This is a genomic window from Rheinheimera sp., from assembly GCF_030824435.1.
Taxonomy (GTDB): domain Bacteria; phylum Pseudomonadota; class Gammaproteobacteria; order Enterobacterales; family Alteromonadaceae; genus Pararheinheimera.
In genome coordinates this window covers 108,319-125,052 of the sequence record NZ_JAVBXS010000013.1, presented here as the reverse complement: position 1 = coordinate 125,052, position 16,734 = coordinate 108,319, and the positions used below count along the sequence as shown (strand labels likewise).

The window sequence follows — 16,734 nt, the reverse complement described above, 5'->3', positions numbered from 1 at the left end:
ATTAAGGCAATAAACTTAAACGGAATTTGTAAGAAAATGTTTATTCCTTGTCAGCGCAATTAAAAGCGGATAAAGTTTCGTTATTCAACAGGTACGACCAGAAGAGGCCGCAGTGTCTTATCCACATTTATTACAACCTTTAGATCTTGGCTTTACCACCTTAAAAAACCGCGTCTTGATGGGGTCAATGCATACGGGGTTAGAAGAGGAAAAACAAGGTTTTGCCAAACTGGCCGCTTTTTATGCCGAACGCGCCAAAGGCGGCGTTGGCCTTATTATTACCGGCGGCATCAGCCCGAATTTTCGCGGCAACCTGGTGCCTTTTGGCAGTCAGCTCAGCTGGTTCTGGCAAGCTGGTAAACATAAGCAGGTAACAGCAGCTGTGCATCAGCACGGCGCCAAAATTTGTATGCAGTTATTGCATGCCGGCCGTTATGGTTATCATCCCTTTAGCGTTGCGCCAAGTAAAATTCAGTCGCCTATTACACCTTTTAAACCCTCAGAGCTGTCGTCCCGGCAGGTCAGAAGCACCATCAATGACTTTGCATCTTCTGCACGATTGGCACAAAAAGCCGGTTATGACGGTGTAGAAATTATGGGTTCTGAAGGTTATCTGATAAATCAGTTTATATGTCAGCGCACCAATCAGCGCACCGACGAATGGGGCGGTAGTTTTGAAAACCGTTGCCGTTTTGCGCTGGAAACCATCCGTAAAGTGCGTGAGCTTTGTGGCCCCAATTTTATTATTATCTACCGGCTGTCGATGCTTGATTTAGTTGAAGATGGCAATAGCTACGACGAAGTGGTGGCGCTGGCGCAACAGGTTGCAGCAGCAGGCGCGACCATGATCAATACCGGCATCGGCTGGCATGAAGCGCGGGTGCCCACTATAGGCACTATGGTGCCACGCGCTGCTTTTAGCTGGATCACAGCCAAAGTGAAACAACAGGTGCAAATTCCTGTGGTTGCGACGAACCGCATCAATGACCCTCAGGTTGCCGAAGATATTCTGGCCAAAGGTGAAGCCGATTTAGTCTGTATGGCAAGGCCTTTCCTGGCCGATGCTGATTTTGTCAATAAAGCAGCAGCAGGCAAAGCGGACGAAATTAATACCTGTATTGCCTGTAATCAGGCTTGTCTTGACCATGTGTTTCAAAACAAAAGAGCCAGTTGTCTGGTCAATCCCCGGGCCTGTTATGAAACAGAGCTGAATTTTAACCCGGCACCAACACGCAAAAAGATTGCGGTGGTCGGCGCAGGGCCTGCCGGTATGGCCTTTAGTGTGTATGCCTCGCAGCGTGGTCATCAGGTGACTCTGTTTGATAAAGACGACAAAATTGGTGGCCAGTTTAACTATGCCAAACAAGTGCCTGGTAAAGAAGAATTCCACCAGACCATCCGTTATTTCGCCCGGATGTTACAGCTGCATGCCGTGAAACTGGAGCTGGGTCAGCTGCAGACGGTAGAGTCATTGTCAGCCGCTGGTTTTGATGAAATTGTATTGGCAACGGGCATAGTGCCAAGAGATCTGGATTTACCTGGTGCTGATCATCCAAAAGTACTGAGTTATCTGGATGTGTTACGCGACCACAAAGAAGTGGGCAGCACAGTCGCTATTATCGGTGCCGGTGGTATTGGTTTTGATGTAGCCGAATACCTGACAGAGCCTCATTCGTTAACGCTGCAACCTGATGCCTGGCTCAAAGACTGGGGCATTGATAAAAACTATCAAAGCCGTGGTGCTTTATTACCGGATCAAACCCCAGAGGTTGCACCGCGTAAAGTGTATTTATTACAACGGAAAAACAGCAAAGTGGGCGCTGGCCTTGGTAAAACCACCGGTTGGATCCACCGCGCTTCATTAAAGAAAAAAGCAGTGGATATGCTCTCCGGCGCCCAATATCTGCGGGTTGACGACGAAGGTTTGTGGGTTGAACTGGGCGGTCAGCAACGTTGTCTGGATGTGGATAACGTAGTGATTTGTGCAGGGCAAGAGCCACAACGTGCCTTACAACAAGGTTTATTGGATAAAGGTTGTTCTGTCCATCTGATAGGCGGCGCCGATGTAGCGGCTGAACTTGATGCTAAACGAGCTATCCGTCAGGGCGCTGAACTGGCGGCCAGAATATAAACTTTTGCCCGGTTTACCAACAGGGCAGCCAGACCACAAAAGCTCACAAAGCTGGTGTTGCTCAGCTAAAAATTCACGGCGCCCCGATGGGCGCCTTATTTTTGCCATAAATCTGAAAAATTATCCGCATTATGCTTGCCAGCACAAGGCTTTAAGCGTTATTACAGTTGATGTGACATCTTGAATTGCCATTATGGTGCGTTGTTGCATAGTTGCACCAAATTGGCGCTTTTTGTCATACCGTTGCCACAGCAACGACATACACTCTATCGCACACTGTGCAGTTAACTCCGGCTGTTGAAGGATTTATCAGTGTGTCATTCATCATGGTATCGGCTTTGCAATGTGTTAGCGCTGTGCGTGACACAACGCTTGCCCGTACCAGCATCAAACACTGGCCGGCATCGCAAATTTCGGCTGGTATTGGTTTTGATTAACAGGGAGTCTCAGATGTCTGGTGTATTAACTATGATTTTGGCTGGCGGAGAAGGCACAAGACTGGCGCCATTAACCGGCATTCGGGCCAAACCCGCAGTTCCTTTTGGTGGGAACTATCGCATTATCGATTTTGTGTTGAACAACTTTGTCAATTCAGACTTGTTGCAGATTTTTGTGATCACCCAGTTTAAATCACATTCGCTGATGAAACATTTAAGCCGTGCCTGGCGGGTGACGGGCTTAACCAACAGGTTTATCGACCCCATTCCGGCACAGATGCAAACCGGCAAACATTGGTATCTGGGCACAGCGGACGCTGTGTATCAAAACCTGCACCTGATTCATGGCCTGGATCCTGAACATGTCTGCGTGTTTGGTGGCGACCACATTTATAAAATGGATGTACGTCAGATGCTGGATTTTCACCGTCAGCGTAATGCCAGACTGACTGTTGCAGCTATTCCGGTACCTGTGTCACAAGCCCATGAATTTGGCGTGATAGAAGTGGATGAACAGGGCAAAATGATTGGTTTTGAAGAAAAACCAAAATCCAACCCTAAAACTATTCCGGGCAATCCTGATTTTGTGCTGGCTTCTATGGGCAATTATATTTTTGAAGCCCGTTGTCTGGTGGACGTGCTGGAAGAAGATGCAGCGCAGGTCGATTCCAAACACGATTTTGGCCATAACATCATCCCGAAACTTTTTCCGTCTGGCGACGTATATGTCTATGATTTTTCTACCAATATTATTCGTGGTGAAAAAGAGGCTGCCTGGGGTTACTGGCGGGATGTGGGGACTATCGACTCTTATTATGAAGCCAATATGGATTTGATTTCAGTGGTACCGCCCATTGATTTGTATAACAAATACTGGCCTTTACGTAGTTACACACCTCCTGTGCCACCGGCAAAATTTGTCCACGATGAAGCAAACCGTACAGGTCAGGCCATCAGCTCTATGGTGGCAGCAGGTTGTATTGTCAGTGGTTCTATCGTCTACCATTCCATTCTTGGCTACAACGTGCATGTACACAGTCATGGTTATATCGAAAAAAGTGTGTTGATGGGTAACAACGATATAGGCCGCGGCTGCCGTATCCGTCGTGCCATTATCGATAAAGACGTGAAGATTGCGCCTGGTACTGTGATAGGTGAAGATCCGGTGCTGGACCGCGAGCGTTTCCACGTATCACCGGACGGTGTGGTGGTGATCCCCAAAGGCGCACTGGTAGGTTTTGACTGAGAACGCCATAACGGCAACAAAGGAGCACAGGGTTCTGATGCACATAGTATTTTTATGCAGTGAATACGAAGGTTTGCTAAAAACCGGTGGATTGGCCGATGCAACCAGAGGACTGGCGCAGGCGCTTAAGGCGCAAGGACATCAAATCACTGTGCTGTTGCCTCGTTATGGTGTGTTATACCAGCGTGAACTGTTACCTGAATGGCAATCCATCTATTTTGCCTTGGGTGAGCAACATTATGGTTGTGCCGTGCGGCATCTGCTGGAAGATGGTATTTCAGTGGCGTTGATTGAACACCATGATTTTTTTGCCCGCAGTCGCCCTTATGATGATGGTTATCATGCTTTTGCTGACAATGCTTTGCGGTTTGCTTTTTTTTGCAAAGCCGCACTTTGTTATCTGAGTGAAAGTGGCATTAAAGCTGATGTGATCCACGGCCACGACTGGCAAACAGCGCTGGCTGCTGTGTATCTAAAACAAATGCAACAACAGGGCAAACTGCTGCAGAGCAGGTTTATTCTGACCATTCACAATGCCGCTTATCAACAGGGCATAGCCCAACATGACTTTAAAAACCTTGGCCTGACGCCCGATGATTTTGCGGCAGGTATCGCTCCTAGCTTGTTGAGTCTGGGCGTACAACATGCCAGCGCGCTGAATACTGTGAGTCAGGGTTACCGGGACGAGTTATTGTCAGAGCCGGCCGCCAACGGCTTAAGTGCCTTGTATCAGGCCAGGCAGAGTAGTTTTGTTGGTATTTTAAATGGCTGTGATTATGGCCGCTGGGATCCACAAACAGATAAATCGCTGGTCGCCAACTACCACAGCGCCGATTTAACCGGGAAACAGCAATGCAAAACCGAACTTCGCCGGCAAATGGGGCTGGCTGACAGCCATGCCCACAACCATAATGGTCAAAAAGTGCCGTTGTTTGTATTGGTAAGCCGTGTGACAGGGCAAAAAGGTTTTGATTACCTTATTCCGGCCTTAACCAACTGGCTTGGCACCTGCGATGCTCAGGTGGTAATGATGGGCACTGGCGAGCAAAAATACATACAGCCGCTCAAAGCGCTGCAACAACAATATCCGCTGAAGTACCGTTTTATCGAAGGTTTTGATGAAGATTTTTCCCACCAGCTGGAAGCGGCCGGTGACTTTTTCCTGATGCCGAGTTTATTTGAACCTTGTGGTCTGAACCAGATTTACAGTCTGCGTTATGGCACTGTGCCTATAGTGCGTGCTACTGGTGGTTTAAAAGACACTGTGGTGGCGCTACCGGCAAGAAACGCCACAGGTATCCATTTTGTTGAACCTGCAGAACAGGATTTAATTCAGGCGTTAAAAAGCGCAGAAGCGCTGTTTCAAAACCAGAGCAAATACCAAAAGGTGCAACAAAGAGGCATGCAACAATATTTTGGCTGGGATCAGGCGGCGGAAAAATATCTGCATCTTTACCAACAGGCACAATAACGGCAATACCGGCGCTCGCTTCTTCGGCAGTTATTGTGCAGCGTCGCAGCAAACAGCCTCTTGCCGATGAAAACTATTGTCGCGCTTTGATTTTATTTGCTAGCCTTACAGGGCATTTTTTCCAGGGGCTGATGTTATGGATGCTATTACGTTATTAACAACCCGCTATTCTTCTTCACGTTTAACTGAACCGGCACCGGCCGGTGAAGCATTAGAGCTGATTAAACAGGCAGCGTTAAAAGTGCCTGATCATGGTGGTTTAAAACCATGGCGTTTTGTTATTTTTCAGGGCAAAACTGCGCTGGCTAAATTAGGTGATATTTTTGCCGAAGCTGCCGTAGAAGAAGACCCGTCTATTGCCAATGAATTATTGGAAAGGGCACGACAGTTACCGCTGCGCGCTCCTATGGTGATAGCCTGTATTGCCAAATGTTCTGAACATGCCAAAGTACCATTGCAAGAGCAGGTGCAATCTGCCGCCTGTAGTGTGATGGCGATGCAACAAGCCGCTTTTGCCTTGGGTTTTGGCGGTATCTGGCGCACCGGCGCTTATGCTCAGTATGAGTTTGTGAAACAAACCTTAGGCTTGGGTGAAGACGACGAAATTGTGGGTTATTTGTATCTTGGCACCTGTGCCGGTGAAGCACCACAAAGACCTGTACCTGATACCAATCATTTTTTCAGTTATTTTGAATAACTAATAAACACTTAATTAAACATTTAATGAAGCACAGTCGCGAATTGCTCCCGCAATAGCGGCATACCGTTTTTTAAAGTGCATAAAAATTCCTAGACCATAAAAAAAGCCATCGCGAAGATGGCTTTTTTGTAGCTTGCTCAAAAGGAGCTGTAACACAAGCTGTTGCTTTTGTTAGAAGTCAGCGTTGCCAGGTGTGCGTGGGAAGGCAATCACATCACGTACGTTGCCTACACCAGTCACATAAGACACCAAACGCTCAAAACCTAAACCAAAACCGGCATGCGGCACTGTGCCATAACGGCGCAGGTCGCGGTACCAGCTGTAGTCTTCTTTATTCAGGCCCATAGCGTCCATGCGAGCGTCTAACTGCTCTAAACGTTCTTCACGTTGTGAACCACCAATAATTTCACCAATGCCAGGCGCCAGAATGTCCATAGCGGCTACTGTTTTGCCATCTTCGTTCATGCGCATATAAAAAGCTTTGATGTCTTTTGGATAGTTTTGCAGGATCACCGGCGCGCCAACATGCACTTCAGCTAAATAACGCTCGTGCTCTGACTGTAAGTCCACACCCCATTCCACCGGGTAATCAAACTTTTTGCCGCAAGTTTTTAAAATCTCAACGGCTTCGGTGTAATCCATCCGCACAAAACTTGAGTTAATTATGTCTTGCAGACGGCTGATAGCTTTGTCATCCACACGCTCGGCAAAAAACGCCATATCGTCGCCACGCTCTGCCAGCACTGCTTTAAACACATACTTCAGCATGTCTTCTGCAAGCTGCGCTACGTCTTTTAATTCAGCAAAAGCCACTTCAGGTTCAATCATCCAGAATTCAGCTAAGTGTCTGGTAGTGTTTGAGTTTTCAGCTCTAAAAGTCGGGCCGAAAGTGTACACATTGGACAAAGCACAAGCGTAAGTTTCAACGTTCAGCTGGCCGGACACCGTTAAAAAGGTTTCTTTGCCAAAAAAGTCTTGTTTGTAATCGACTTTGCCTTTGTCATCACGTGGCAGGTTTTCCATGTCTAAAGTACTGACCCGGAACATTTCACCTGCGCCTTCAGCATCGGCACCGGTAATAATTGGGGTGCTTATCCAATAAAAACCACGTTCGTGGAAAAAACGGTGAATGGCTTGTGCCAGACAATGCCGAACCCGGGTAATGGCGCCAACCATATTGGTACGTGAACGTAAATGCGCTTGTTCGCGCAGATATTCCATCGAATGGCGTTTTGGTGCCATAGGGTAGGTGTCAGGGTTTTCGACAAAACCCAGCACTTCTACAGAAGTGGCCTGAATTTCATAAGACTGACCCTGACCTTCTGAGCGGGCAATAGTGCCGCTCACCACCACAGAACAGGCTGTAGTCAGGCGTTTAATTTCGGTTTCGTAATTATTTAATTCGGCCGGAGCGACGGCTTGCAGTGCATCAAAACAGCTGCCGTCATGTACGGCGAGGAAAGAAATACCGGCTTTGGAATCACGACGGGTGCGGATCCAGCCTTTGACGGTAACCAGGTCGCCGACTGCATATTTGCCGGCTAAAACATCTTTAATCACTGCATGCGTCATGCAATAGGCTCCAACTTGCTGCTTGAAAAAGGTTGAATTTAACTTAAGAGGTGTAATCATACGCAGGCAGCGTTTCAACACAAGCAAAAATTGACAGGAAGCCCGATTTGACTGAGCAAAAACGGCCATTACCAACAAAAAACCGCCGTCGTGGGCCCGACTGGCTACTGCAAAGCTTAAACTGGCTGTCTGTTGCCGGTTGGGTGGTTTTTGTGATTGCCATGGGATTCAGTCATCTGGCGAAACCTGAAGTGCAGTATGGTTTTTTGCAATACCTGGATATTCAGGTGCGGGATTATTGGGATCCTACACTCACAGCAAGGTTGATTTATTTGTTGTGGTGGTGTTGTGGCATCAGCCTGTTGAGTTTGCTGCTAAACAGATTCAGATTAAAACGCGCTGATGATCATCTGCGTTATAACCTCGTGGTGCTGCTATTGATGTCGTCTGCAGTGTTGTTGTATCTGGCGGTTATTTTATAAGCCTGTTGTTGTGATAAAGCCGATACAGTTAGCGTTCAGTTTTGCCGACCTAAAGTAGCACTTTTGTAAAATTAATGGGCAAATTTATGCGCAATACGCTGATATTCTTTGTTTTATTTGCTGCAACAGGTTGTGTGCAAGTGCAAACCGGCAATGATGTGATAGACGCAACTTCGGCTGTGGCCAGCGGCATTTATCAACAGCAGCAAATTGACAAACAACAGGAAAAATCGGGCAAAACCGACCCTTTTAAGAAAAAAGATCCCAAAGTAACAGCCATGGATGAAGCCATTAACAAAGCGCGTGGCAAAAAACAGGGTGATATCAGCAGTTTGCCCTAGTTCGTTTGAAAGTTTCACCTTGGCATACAGCTACTTAGCACCACTGCGCTTTGCGCTCAACATATAATGCTGACCACTGATTAAACTGACCATTCAGGCGCCAGGTAAAGGGACCTCTGTGGTCAGAATAGGCTGCTGACAGACTTTGAGGATCGCTTGTGTAAGCTCTGTCAGTTCCTGGCTGCTGATAATAAAAGGTGGCATCAGATACAAAAGCTTACCAAAAGGCCGCACCCAAACTTCAGACTCCACAAACAAACGCTGACACAATGCTACATCCACATTACCTGTCATTTCCACCACACCCACAGCACCAAGCACCCGCACATCGGCCACCTGCGGCAATAGCCTGGCAGGGGCAAGTTCAGTTTTTAACTGCTGCTCTATCAAGCGAACCTGCTGTTGCCATTGATTTTGCTGAATCAGGCCAAGGCTTGCCACTGCCACACTACAAGCCAGCGGATTGGCCATATAAGTTGGGCCGTGCATTAAAGCACCTTGTATACCTTCGGCCACAAGATCATTACATAAGGTGGCGGCCAGGGTGATATAACCACCGCTCAGCGCTTTACCCAAACACAGAATATCCGGGCTGATCCCGGCGTGATCACAGGCAAATAACTTGCCAGTGCGGCCAAAACCTGTGGCAATTTCGTCACAAATCAGCAGCACCTTAAATTCATCACATAAAGCGCGGCATTGTTTTAAATAGTCCGGGTGATACATCCGCATACCACCTGCGCCTTGTAATACCGGCTCCACTATCATGGCGGCCAGTTCCTGATGATGCTGCTCGAATAGTTGCCGCAGTTTCTGGCCATCTTCTTGCAGCCATTCACCGTCAAAACGGCTTTGTGGTGCCGGTGCAAATAAATGGGGGGTCAGCTGGCTTTTAAATAGCGCGTGCATGCCATCATCCGGGTCACATACCGACATAGCGGCAAAAGTATCACCGTGATAAGCCTTGCTCAGGCTTAATATTCTGCTTTTTGTTTGCACACCTTGCGACAACCAATACTGCAAGGCCATTTTCAGCGCCACTTCCACCGCAATAGAGCCGCTGTCGGCAAAAAACACTTTGTTTAAACCTTCGGGCACCATCGACAGCAGTAGTTTGGCCAAATCCACCGCAGGTTGATGCACTATGCCACCAAACATCACATGGCTCATGTTGGTCAACTGGGTGGTAACGGCAGTATTAAGAGCAGGGTGGTTATAACCATGCACCGCCGACCACCAGCTGGAGGTGCCGTCTATTAAACTGCGGCCATCTTCCAGATAAAGCCTGCATCCTTCGGCCCGCACTACCGGGTACACCGGCAACGGATTTTTTAATGAAGTGTAAGGGTGCCAGATATGCTGACGGTCAAAAGCGAGATCAATAGCCATAAATGCTCATTTATTGGTCGGTGGTAAACTTCATCAACTGGTTGGCGTTGACTTCAAAAGGCAGGCGGCTAGACTAGCGGCAAATTCATCGAACTACAATGCCGCTATTCAAGGCTTACAGGGAAATTTATGTCTTATTCAACAGTGCGCCATAACTGGACACTTAAAGAAGTGAATGCACTTTTTGCATTGCCATTTAATGAGCTGATGTTTCAGGCGCAGCTCACCCACAGAGCGAACTTTAATCCGCAGGAAGTGCAGGTCAGCACTTTGTTATCGATTAAAACCGGTGCCTGCGCTGAAGATTGTAAATATTGCCCACAAAGCGGCCATTACAACACCGGCCTTGAACGCGAACGTTTATTGGAAGTGGAAAAAGTATTAACCCAGGCCAAAGCTGCCAAAGACAAAGGTGCCAGCCGTTTTTGTATGGGCGCCGCCTGGAGTAATCCTAAACAACGTGACATGCCGTACATTATGGAAATGGTCAAAGGTGTAAAAGCCATGGGGCTGGAAACCTGTATGACCCTTGGCAAACTGGACGGGCAGCAGGCGCGGGAGCTGGCCGAAGCCGGTTTGGATTATTACAACCATAACCTCGACACCTCGCCGGAATTTTATGGTGAAATTATTACCACCCGGACTTATCAGGACAGGTTAGATACCCTTAGCCATGTGCGCGACGCCGGGATGAAAGTTTGTTGTGGTGGCATTGTTGGCATGGGCGAAAGTGCCAACGACCGCTCAGCGCTTTTAATGCAAATTGCCAATTTGCCGGAACATCCGCAGAGTGTGCCTATTAATATGCTGGTGAAAGTTGCCGGTACGCCGCTTGAAAACGTGGAAGATTTGGATGGTTTTGAATTTATCCGCACTATCGCCGTTGCCCGTATTATGTTGCCAAAAAGCCACGTGCGTTTATCGGCTGGCCGCTCACGCATGAACGAACAAATGCAGGCGTTGTGTTTTATGGCCGGCGCCAACTCAATTTTTTACGGTGACAAACTGCTGACCACTGAAAACCCGGAAGCAGATGCTGATATGTTGCTGTTTGCCAAACTGGGTTTAAAACCAGAGCAGCGCCATGATGTGTCGGACGAAGCTTATGAAGCAGCTATGGCTGATGCAATTCAGGAACAAAATACACCGTCGTTATTTCACGCGGCCAGCTGATGCGCGTTGAAGTGATGCAACAACTGCTGGCTGAGCGCCAACAAGCCGGGCTTTTGCGTGCGCTGAAGGTGCCACAGCAGGTAAAAGGGCGTTTGATCCGTGATCAGGGCCGGGATTATCTAAATTTTTCCGGCAATGATTATCTGGGTTTATCTGCCGATCCTGCTGTTATTGCAGCGCTGCAACAAGGCGCTGCTGATTATGGCGTTGGCAGCACAGGCTCGCCGCTGGTCAGTGGTCAGCAGGCGCCCCATCAGGCGCTTTGTGACGAAATTTGTGACTGGCTGAATGTGGAAGCTGTGTTGTTATTCAGCTCCGGTTTTGCTGCCAATCAGGCGATGTTGCTTGGCCTTGCCGATACCGATGAAACCTTGTTGCTGGATAAACTCAGCCATGCGTCGATGATTGACGCCGCTTTGCAACATCCGGGGGGTTATCAAAGGTTTTTACACAACGATTTGGCGTCGCTTGAAAAACAGCTGACTAGTCATAGTGATAAAGCCGTGGTTGCCACTGAAGGCGTGTTTAGCATGGACGGCGACAGCCCTGACTTGCTCCGTTTAAGCCAGTTATGCCAGCAATATCAGGCACCTCTGTTACTGGACGATGCCCATGGTTTGGGTGTGCTTGGCAATGAAGGCGCAGGCTCATTGGCTGCTGCCGGCCTTGCCAGCCAAACCAGCCAGTGTCTGATGGCCAATTTTGGTAAAGCTTTAGGCGGACAGGGTGGTTTTCTCGCTACCAGCAAATTGGTGGCCGATTATCTGACGCAAAAAGCCCGGCATTTTATTTACAGCACTGCTTTATCTCCGGCTTTGGCTGTAGCCATGCGCCAGAGTATTCAGCTGTGCCGCAGTGAGCAATGGCGTCGTGATGCACTACAAAGCAATATCAGTTTGTGCCGTGAACTGGCGGCGCATTATGAGCTGGCGCTGATGCCCTCCCAAAGTGCTATTCAGCCGCTGTTGATTGGCGACAGCCACAAAGCCATGTTGGTCAGTCAGCAGCTGGCAGAGCAGGGTATTTGGCTCAGCGCTATTCGCGCACCAACAGTGCCGCTTAATCAGGCCAGGCTGCGTATCACTTTAAGCGCTTTGCACACTCAGGCAGATTTACAGCTGCTGTTTAAAACCTTAAAGGATTTGTTATGAGTGCCATTGTGGCTATGGATGCAGGAGCGGCCGATGTGTTGCCACTGCCGGTAAAGGCGGGTGCAGAAAACAGGGTTCACGCAAAAAAGCAGGCTGGCGCCAAAAATATCGTTAGCCGGCATTTTGATAAAGCAGCACAAAGTTATCAGTCCGGTGCCAGATTGCAGCAGCAGGTGGCGGCTGATTTATTGGCACTTTTACCCGAAGTTACACCACAGCAGCAAAAACGCTTGCTGGATATGGGTTGTGGCCCCGGTTGGTTACACCCGAAGCTTAAAAACTATTGTTCTGAACTTTGGGCTGCCGATTTAAGTGCCCAAATGTTGGCAGAAGCCAAAACCCTGAACCAGGCCAGTTGTTTTATCGAAGCGGACGCTACTGCATTGCCCATTCCCGCAAATTGCATAGATAGCATTTTCAGCAGTTTAATGTTGCAGTGGTGCCCCAAACCAGCCGACGTTTTTGCGGAGTTTCACCGGGTACTGAAAGATAACGGTTGCTTTTATCTGAGTACTTTAGTGACAGATTCGATGGCCGAATTTCGCCAAAGCTGGGCACAAGTGGATAACCATGCCCATCAACTAAAGTTTTTATCAGCAGCGCAAGTACTGGCAGCAGCCAGTGCACAAGGTTTTGTCTGCCAGAGTGACATACGGACTTATCAGCTGTTTTACCCCGATGTACAAAGCCTGGCCCGCAGTTTTAAACAAATTGGCGCCAATTATGTGGCAGGCCGCTCTGATTCCGGTCTTGGTGGTAAAAAACGCTGGTTGCAGTTTGCCAAAGCTTACGAGCAGTTTCGCACTGAACAAGGTTTGCCGCTGAGTTATCAGGTACTAAAAATAGTAGCCAGAAAGAGCCGTTAACACCGGCCTGAAATAGTTTAAAAACAAGTCCTTATCATCTTCCAGAGACCTTTATGCACAGCATTTTTATCACAGCAACTGACACCGACGCCGGCAAAACTTATATCAGCACTTTGTTGCTGCGTGGTTTTGCCCATTTAAAAGTGCCGGCTATTGGTTTAAAACCGATAGCGGCAGGTGTGGATACAGACGGTAAAAATAGCGACGCCAAAATGTTACAGCTGTTATCGGCTAGGCCTTTGTCATATCAGGAGGTGAACCCGGTATTGTTCCAGGCGCCTGTGGCGCCACATCTGGCGGCAACAGCTTGTGATACGGCTATTGATCTGGCTTTATTGGATGCACAGCTTCAAAAGACCGCCGGATGCGACGCTCAGGTGCGGCTCATTGAAGGCGCCGGTGGCTGGTTATTGCCGTTAAATAACAATACTTATCTGGCCGACTGGGTGCTACGCCATCAGCTGCCGGTACTGTTGGTGGTGGGCATGAAACTCGGTTGTCTGAATCATGCCCTGTTAACAGCAAGAGAGTTACAACGTTCAGGCGCCAGAGTGCTGGGTTGGGTAGCCAATTGTGTTGACCCCAATATGTTGTTACTTCAGGAAAATATCACCGACTTACAACAACGTTTACCCTGGCCCTGCCTTGGTGTGGTGCCTTATCAACAGGGTATTTGCCAACAGGAGGCTTGCCAAAGCGCGCCCGAACAACAATTGCCAATAGAAACTCAATTGGCACAGGCGCTGCTTTTACAGCTGAATTAAAGACGCTTTTTTACAGTTGCAAAAATGCGGAAAGTTCAGCCCCTGGCAAAATGGCAGTTTTGCTGCCGCCAATAAACAAATAACCATCCACATTGCCCTGATAACTTAACTCATCAGCCTGGCGCAATAACGCTGTGCCTTCAGGTAAAGCAACAATAGGGGTATCGGGGTTTAACAACATAAATTCATTCAGGCGCATATCACGGGTTTCACCATGAAAACCTTCAGGTTTATAGTCGCTGTAATGTGGGTTCAGCTGACAAGGCAGCAAATTTAATGCGGTAAAAGATTCAGGTTCAACAATCGGCATATCGTTGGTGGTGCGGATACTCAGGCCTGCAATATTAGAACCGGCACTCCAGCCCAGATAAGGCACATTGTTGGCCACTTGCGCCCGGATTTCATTCATTAAGCCCTCTTGATACAACTGGTGTAACAAGACAAAGGTATTACCTCCACCAACCACTATGGCTTCGGCCTGCGCCACTGCAAGTCTGGGGTTCTGATGCAGGTGAATACTGTCAACTTCAATACCTATAGCGTCAAAAGCTTGCTGAACCATCTGCTGATAAGCGTCGTAACTGATGCTGACAGCAGCATAAGGAATAAACAGCACTTTTTTCACACCAGCCAGATGCTGCCCAATAAGTGCCAGATTAGGCGCCAGATAAGCGCTGTTGGCAGCACGGGATGAACTTAATAACAATAATTTCATACAAACTCCATCAGGTACAAAATTGCAGCAAGGTTTGGTTGCCTGACATCAACCCTTACAAATCAGGCACAAGCTGTGGTTGAAAACCGGCGTTAAGCCCATATAGTAGCAACATCGAATGAAGTAACCGAGGTATTTATGAAGCGTATAGTGCTGTTTTTATTGACCAACTTAGCTGTGATGCTGGTGTTGTCCATTGTCTTAAGCATCATTTTTAAAGTGTTTGGCATTGATCGTAGCAGCATGGGTGGCTTGCTGGTGCTTGCCGCAGTTTTTGGTTTTGGTGGTTCTTTTATTTCTCTGGCTATGTCCAAATGGATGGCAAAACGCTCTACAGGCGCAGTGGTGATTGAACAACCACGCAACGCCACTGAGCAATGGCTGATGAGCACTGTTGCCCGTCAGGCACAACAAGCTGGTATCGGCATGCCGGAAGTTGCTATTTACGATTCACCGGAAATGAATGCTTTTGCCACAGGTATGAACCGTAACAATGCTTTGGTTGCTGTCAGCACAGGCTTATTACGCAATATGCGTGAAGACGAAGTAGAAGCAGTGCTGGCGCATGAAGTGTCGCACGTTGCTAACGGTGACATGGTGACGCTGACGCTCATTCAGGGGGTGGTCAATACCTTTGTGATTTTCATGGCCCGCCTGATTGCCGGTGCTATTTCCAACGCTGGTCGCAGCAGCGATGAAGAATCCTCCAGCGGCGGTTTTGCTTATATGGCTACTGTTTTTGTACTGGAAATGATTTTTGGTGTACTGGCAAGTGTCATTGTGATGTGGTTCTCGCGCCAGCGTGAATACCGTGCCGATGCCGGTGCCGCCAAACTTGTGGGAGCCAACAAAATGATGGCTGCGCTGGAGCGTCTGCGCAATAACCACGAAAGCCAGCTGGAAGGTTCAATGATGGCTTTTGGTATTGCCAATAAACCAGCGGCTTCTGAGCTTTTTATGAGTCATCCGCCTTTGGAAAAACGTATTGAAGCTTTGCGTCAGCAGCGCTGATGGATTTGTTTCGGCCAGTGTAAGCGGGCGCAAAGATAAAAAAACGGGTTGTGAATACAACCCGTTTTTTTATTGCCTTCGCATAAAACGCCAGTTAGCTCTGTATCCTACCCATCAAGTCGGTTGCCTGCTTTGTTTTGCATAAGCGCCTGACAGCATTTTGGTTTTTCATTTTGCTTTTGTGCCGCACTTTTGCTTTGTTCAGGTGTTTACAACTGCCTCTGGCTGTGGAACAGTGTGAAACAATTGATATTCAGTCACTTGACTGCGCAACTTTGTTTAATCATTTCAGTCAGAGTGCAACATCATTTGGCAAAAACACTGCCTTTTGCCCGGCAATATCTGCAACTGGTGGTCTGATAACAATAACATCCGCAAAAGGAGCAACAATGAAGCAGTGGATTTTAATATTGTCGCTGTTCGCCATCACGTTAACCGGCTGTGCTTCACATCAGGGGAAAAGTGTGGAGCAGCAGCGGCAATCGATTGAAAATATGCGTGCCGAAACCCTCAACACCTTATACCGGCAAAAACCTTATGCAGCAGATAGCATCGAACGTTCGGCCGGTTACGCCGTCTTCAGCAATGCCAATGTTAACCTGATTTTTGCCAGTGCCGGTGGTGGTTATGGTGTGGTGCATAGCAACAACGGCAATGTCACTTACATGAAAATGGGTGAATTGGGTTTAGGTCTGGGTTTGGGTGCTAAAGATTATCGCCTGGTATTTGTGTTCCATACCAAAGAAGCGCTGCGCCGTTTTGTTGATCATGGCTGGGCTTTTGGCGGCCAGCTGGATGCAGCGGCCAAGGCAAAAGACAAGGGCGATGCGATAGGGGGCGAAATCACTGTTGATAACATTACCATTTATCAGCTGACAGAATCGGGGCTGGCGTTACAGGCTACCATCAAAGGGACAAAATTCTGGCGTGATGAATCATTAAACTAGCGGGCTTTGCGCAGTGGGAAAAGCCCGGCTCGCAGGTCCGACCCCACTGATGCAGACTCAGATTGACACAGCAATCGAACAAGGAGGCTTTATGCCTGTAAATGCTGACCTCAATGCCGAAATCCGTATTCTTAATTTATTTAATTTAGACAGTAGCCTTGAAGGCATCAAAGCACACAAAAGTGCCGATGACGCCAGTAAAGCGGCAATAGCACGGTTATATCAAAAAGGTTTGGTGACACAAGAAGATGGGGGATATCTGACAGACCTTGGCCGCAGCTGCGCCGAACATGTGCAGATTGCGTTGCGGATTCTTGGTACCTGATTCAGTCTGTTGC

At 48.1% G+C, this 16,734-nt stretch carries 17 protein-coding genes; 14 read left to right on the top strand and 3 right to left on the bottom strand.

Annotated elements, in window-relative coordinates; genetic code table 11:
* Window positions 1–112 precede the first annotated feature (112 nt).
* The 5 genes from RCH83_RS01890 (at window position 113) to RCH83_RS01870 (ending at window position 5,982) form a co-directional block, all read left to right on the top strand.
* Window positions 113–2,131 carry an NADPH-dependent 2,4-dienoyl-CoA reductase gene (locus RCH83_RS01890; protein ID WP_306518484.1) on the top strand — a complete coding sequence of 673 codons (2,019 nt, stop codon included), beginning with the start codon at window positions 113–115 and terminating at the stop codon, window positions 2,129–2,131.
* Between the two features lie 314 nt (window positions 2,132–2,445).
* Window positions 2,446–2,568: a hypothetical protein gene (locus RCH83_RS01885; protein WP_306518482.1), complete on the top strand. Its 123-nt coding sequence runs from the start codon at window positions 2,446–2,448 to the stop codon at window positions 2,566–2,568.
* A gap of 13 nt (window positions 2,569–2,581) precedes the next feature.
* Window positions 2,582–3,814: a glucose-1-phosphate adenylyltransferase gene (gene glgC / locus RCH83_RS01880; protein ID WP_306518480.1), complete on the top strand. Its 1,233-nt coding sequence runs from the start codon at window positions 2,582–2,584 to the stop codon at window positions 3,812–3,814.
* Between the two features lie 37 nt (window positions 3,815–3,851).
* On the top strand, window positions 3,852–5,285 hold the full coding sequence (locus RCH83_RS01875; protein ID WP_306518478.1) for a glycogen synthase: 1,434 nt from the start codon (window positions 3,852–3,854) through the stop codon (window positions 5,283–5,285).
* 136 nt (window positions 5,286–5,421) lie between these two features.
* On the top strand, window positions 5,422–5,982 hold the full coding sequence (locus tag RCH83_RS01870; protein ID WP_306518476.1) for an NAD(P)H nitroreductase: 561 nt from the start codon (window positions 5,422–5,424) through the stop codon (window positions 5,980–5,982).
* A gap of 174 nt (window positions 5,983–6,156) precedes the next feature.
* Here the strand turns inward: RCH83_RS01870 and asnS are convergent, their stop codons facing one another.
* Complete coding sequence (gene asnS / locus RCH83_RS01865; protein ID WP_306518474.1) at window positions 6,157–7,557, bottom strand: asparagine--tRNA ligase; 1,401 nt, start codon at window positions 7,555–7,557, stop codon at window positions 6,157–6,159.
* Window positions 7,558–7,664: 107 nt separating this feature from the next.
* Between asnS and RCH83_RS01860 the strand changes: the two genes are divergently transcribed.
* The gene (locus RCH83_RS01860; RefSeq protein WP_306518472.1) at window positions 7,665–8,039 is read left to right on the top strand and encodes a hypothetical protein; all 375 of its coding nucleotides are present in this window, start codon (window positions 7,665–7,667) and stop codon (window positions 8,037–8,039) included.
* A gap of 86 nt (window positions 8,040–8,125) precedes the next feature.
* Window positions 8,126–8,380 (top strand): hypothetical protein, encoded by a 255-nt coding sequence (locus RCH83_RS01855; protein WP_306518470.1) that lies wholly within the window; start codon window positions 8,126–8,128, stop codon window positions 8,378–8,380.
* A gap of 93 nt (window positions 8,381–8,473) precedes the next feature.
* Here the strand turns inward: RCH83_RS01855 and bioA are convergent, their stop codons facing one another.
* Window positions 8,474–9,769, bottom strand: coding sequence for an adenosylmethionine--8-amino-7-oxononanoate transaminase (gene bioA, locus RCH83_RS01850; protein WP_306518468.1), 1,296 nt, complete (start codon window positions 9,767–9,769; stop codon window positions 8,474–8,476).
* 129 nt (window positions 9,770–9,898) lie between these two features.
* Here bioA and bioB point away from each other — a divergent pair, with 129 nt between their 5' ends.
* Genes bioB through bioD form a run of 4 tightly spaced genes read left to right on the top strand, consistent with a single transcriptional unit; the run spans window position 9,899 to window position 13,723 of the window.
* Complete coding sequence (gene bioB / locus RCH83_RS01845; RefSeq protein ID WP_306518466.1) at window positions 9,899–10,942, top strand: biotin synthase BioB; 1,044 nt, start codon at window positions 9,899–9,901, stop codon at window positions 10,940–10,942.
* Entirely contained in the window at window positions 10,942–12,093 is a 1,152-nt protein-coding gene (locus tag RCH83_RS01840) for an 8-amino-7-oxononanoate synthase (RefSeq protein WP_306518464.1), read from the top strand. Before bioB ends, RCH83_RS01840 begins: the two co-directional genes overlap by 1 nt.
* On the top strand, window positions 12,090–12,959 hold the full coding sequence (gene bioC / locus RCH83_RS01835; protein ID WP_306518462.1) for a malonyl-ACP O-methyltransferase BioC: 870 nt from the start codon (window positions 12,090–12,092) through the stop codon (window positions 12,957–12,959). The genes RCH83_RS01840 and bioC overlap by 4 nt, the downstream gene beginning before the upstream one ends.
* Before the next feature lie 53 nt (window positions 12,960–13,012).
* Window positions 13,013–13,723, top strand: coding sequence for a dethiobiotin synthase (gene bioD, locus RCH83_RS01830; RefSeq protein WP_306518460.1), 711 nt, complete (start codon window positions 13,013–13,015; stop codon window positions 13,721–13,723).
* 10 nt (window positions 13,724–13,733) lie between these two features.
* On the opposite strand, the gene pepE is transcribed toward bioD, so the two are convergent.
* Entirely contained in the window at window positions 13,734–14,438 is a 705-nt protein-coding gene (gene pepE / locus RCH83_RS01825; RefSeq protein WP_306518458.1) for a dipeptidase PepE, read from the bottom strand.
* A 138-nt stretch (window positions 14,439–14,576) separates the two neighbouring features.
* On the opposite strand from pepE, the gene htpX reads away from it, so the two are divergent.
* The 3 genes from htpX to RCH83_RS01810 all read left to right on the top strand — a co-directional run bounded on the left by htpX (window position 14,577) and on the right by RCH83_RS01810 (window position 16,721).
* Window positions 14,577–15,449, top strand: a complete 873-nt coding sequence (gene htpX / locus RCH83_RS01820) for a protease HtpX (protein WP_306518456.1) — start codon at window positions 14,577–14,579, stop codon at window positions 15,447–15,449.
* A 389-nt stretch (window positions 15,450–15,838) separates the two neighbouring features.
* Window positions 15,839–16,396, top strand: coding sequence for a YSC84-related protein (locus RCH83_RS01815; RefSeq protein ID WP_306518455.1), 558 nt, complete (start codon window positions 15,839–15,841; stop codon window positions 16,394–16,396).
* Window positions 16,397–16,487: 91 nt separating this feature from the next.
* Window positions 16,488–16,721, top strand: a complete 234-nt coding sequence (locus tag RCH83_RS01810; protein WP_306518453.1) for a TIGR02647 family protein — start codon at window positions 16,488–16,490, stop codon at window positions 16,719–16,721.
* The last annotated feature ends 13 nt before the right edge of the window (window positions 16,722–16,734 follow it).

Coding starts and splice junctions, on each gene's coding strand:
- RCH83_RS01855 (WP_306518470.1), top strand. CDS start 8,126: ATGCGCAATACGCTGATATTCTTTGTTTTATTTGCTGCAACAGGTTGT.
- bioB (WP_306518466.1), top strand. CDS start 9,899: ATGTCTTATTCAACAGTGCGCCATAACTGGACACTTAAAGAAGTGAAT.
- glgC (WP_306518480.1), top strand. CDS start 2,582: ATGTCTGGTGTATTAACTATGATTTTGGCTGGCGGAGAAGGCACAAGA.
- asnS (WP_306518474.1), bottom strand. CDS start 7,557: ATGACGCATGCAGTGATTAAAGATGTTTTAGCCGGCAAATATGCAGTC.
- RCH83_RS01840 (WP_306518464.1), top strand. CDS start 10,942: ATGCGCGTTGAAGTGATGCAACAACTGCTGGCTGAGCGCCAACAAGCC.
- bioA (WP_306518468.1), bottom strand. CDS start 9,769: ATGGCTATTGATCTCGCTTTTGACCGTCAGCATATCTGGCACCCTTAC.
- bioD (WP_306518460.1), top strand. CDS start 13,013: ATGCACAGCATTTTTATCACAGCAACTGACACCGACGCCGGCAAAACT.
- htpX (WP_306518456.1), top strand. CDS start 14,577: ATGAAGCGTATAGTGCTGTTTTTATTGACCAACTTAGCTGTGATGCTG.
- bioC (WP_306518462.1), top strand. CDS start 12,090: ATGAGTGCCATTGTGGCTATGGATGCAGGAGCGGCCGATGTGTTGCCA.
- RCH83_RS01810 (WP_306518453.1), top strand. CDS start 16,488: ATGCCTGTAAATGCTGACCTCAATGCCGAAATCCGTATTCTTAATTTA.
- RCH83_RS01875 (WP_306518478.1), top strand. CDS start 3,852: ATGCACATAGTATTTTTATGCAGTGAATACGAAGGTTTGCTAAAAACC.
- pepE (WP_306518458.1), bottom strand. CDS start 14,438: ATGAAATTATTGTTATTAAGTTCATCCCGTGCTGCCAACAGCGCTTAT.
- RCH83_RS01815 (WP_306518455.1), top strand. CDS start 15,839: ATGAAGCAGTGGATTTTAATATTGTCGCTGTTCGCCATCACGTTAACC.
- RCH83_RS01870 (WP_306518476.1), top strand. CDS start 5,422: ATGGATGCTATTACGTTATTAACAACCCGCTATTCTTCTTCACGTTTA.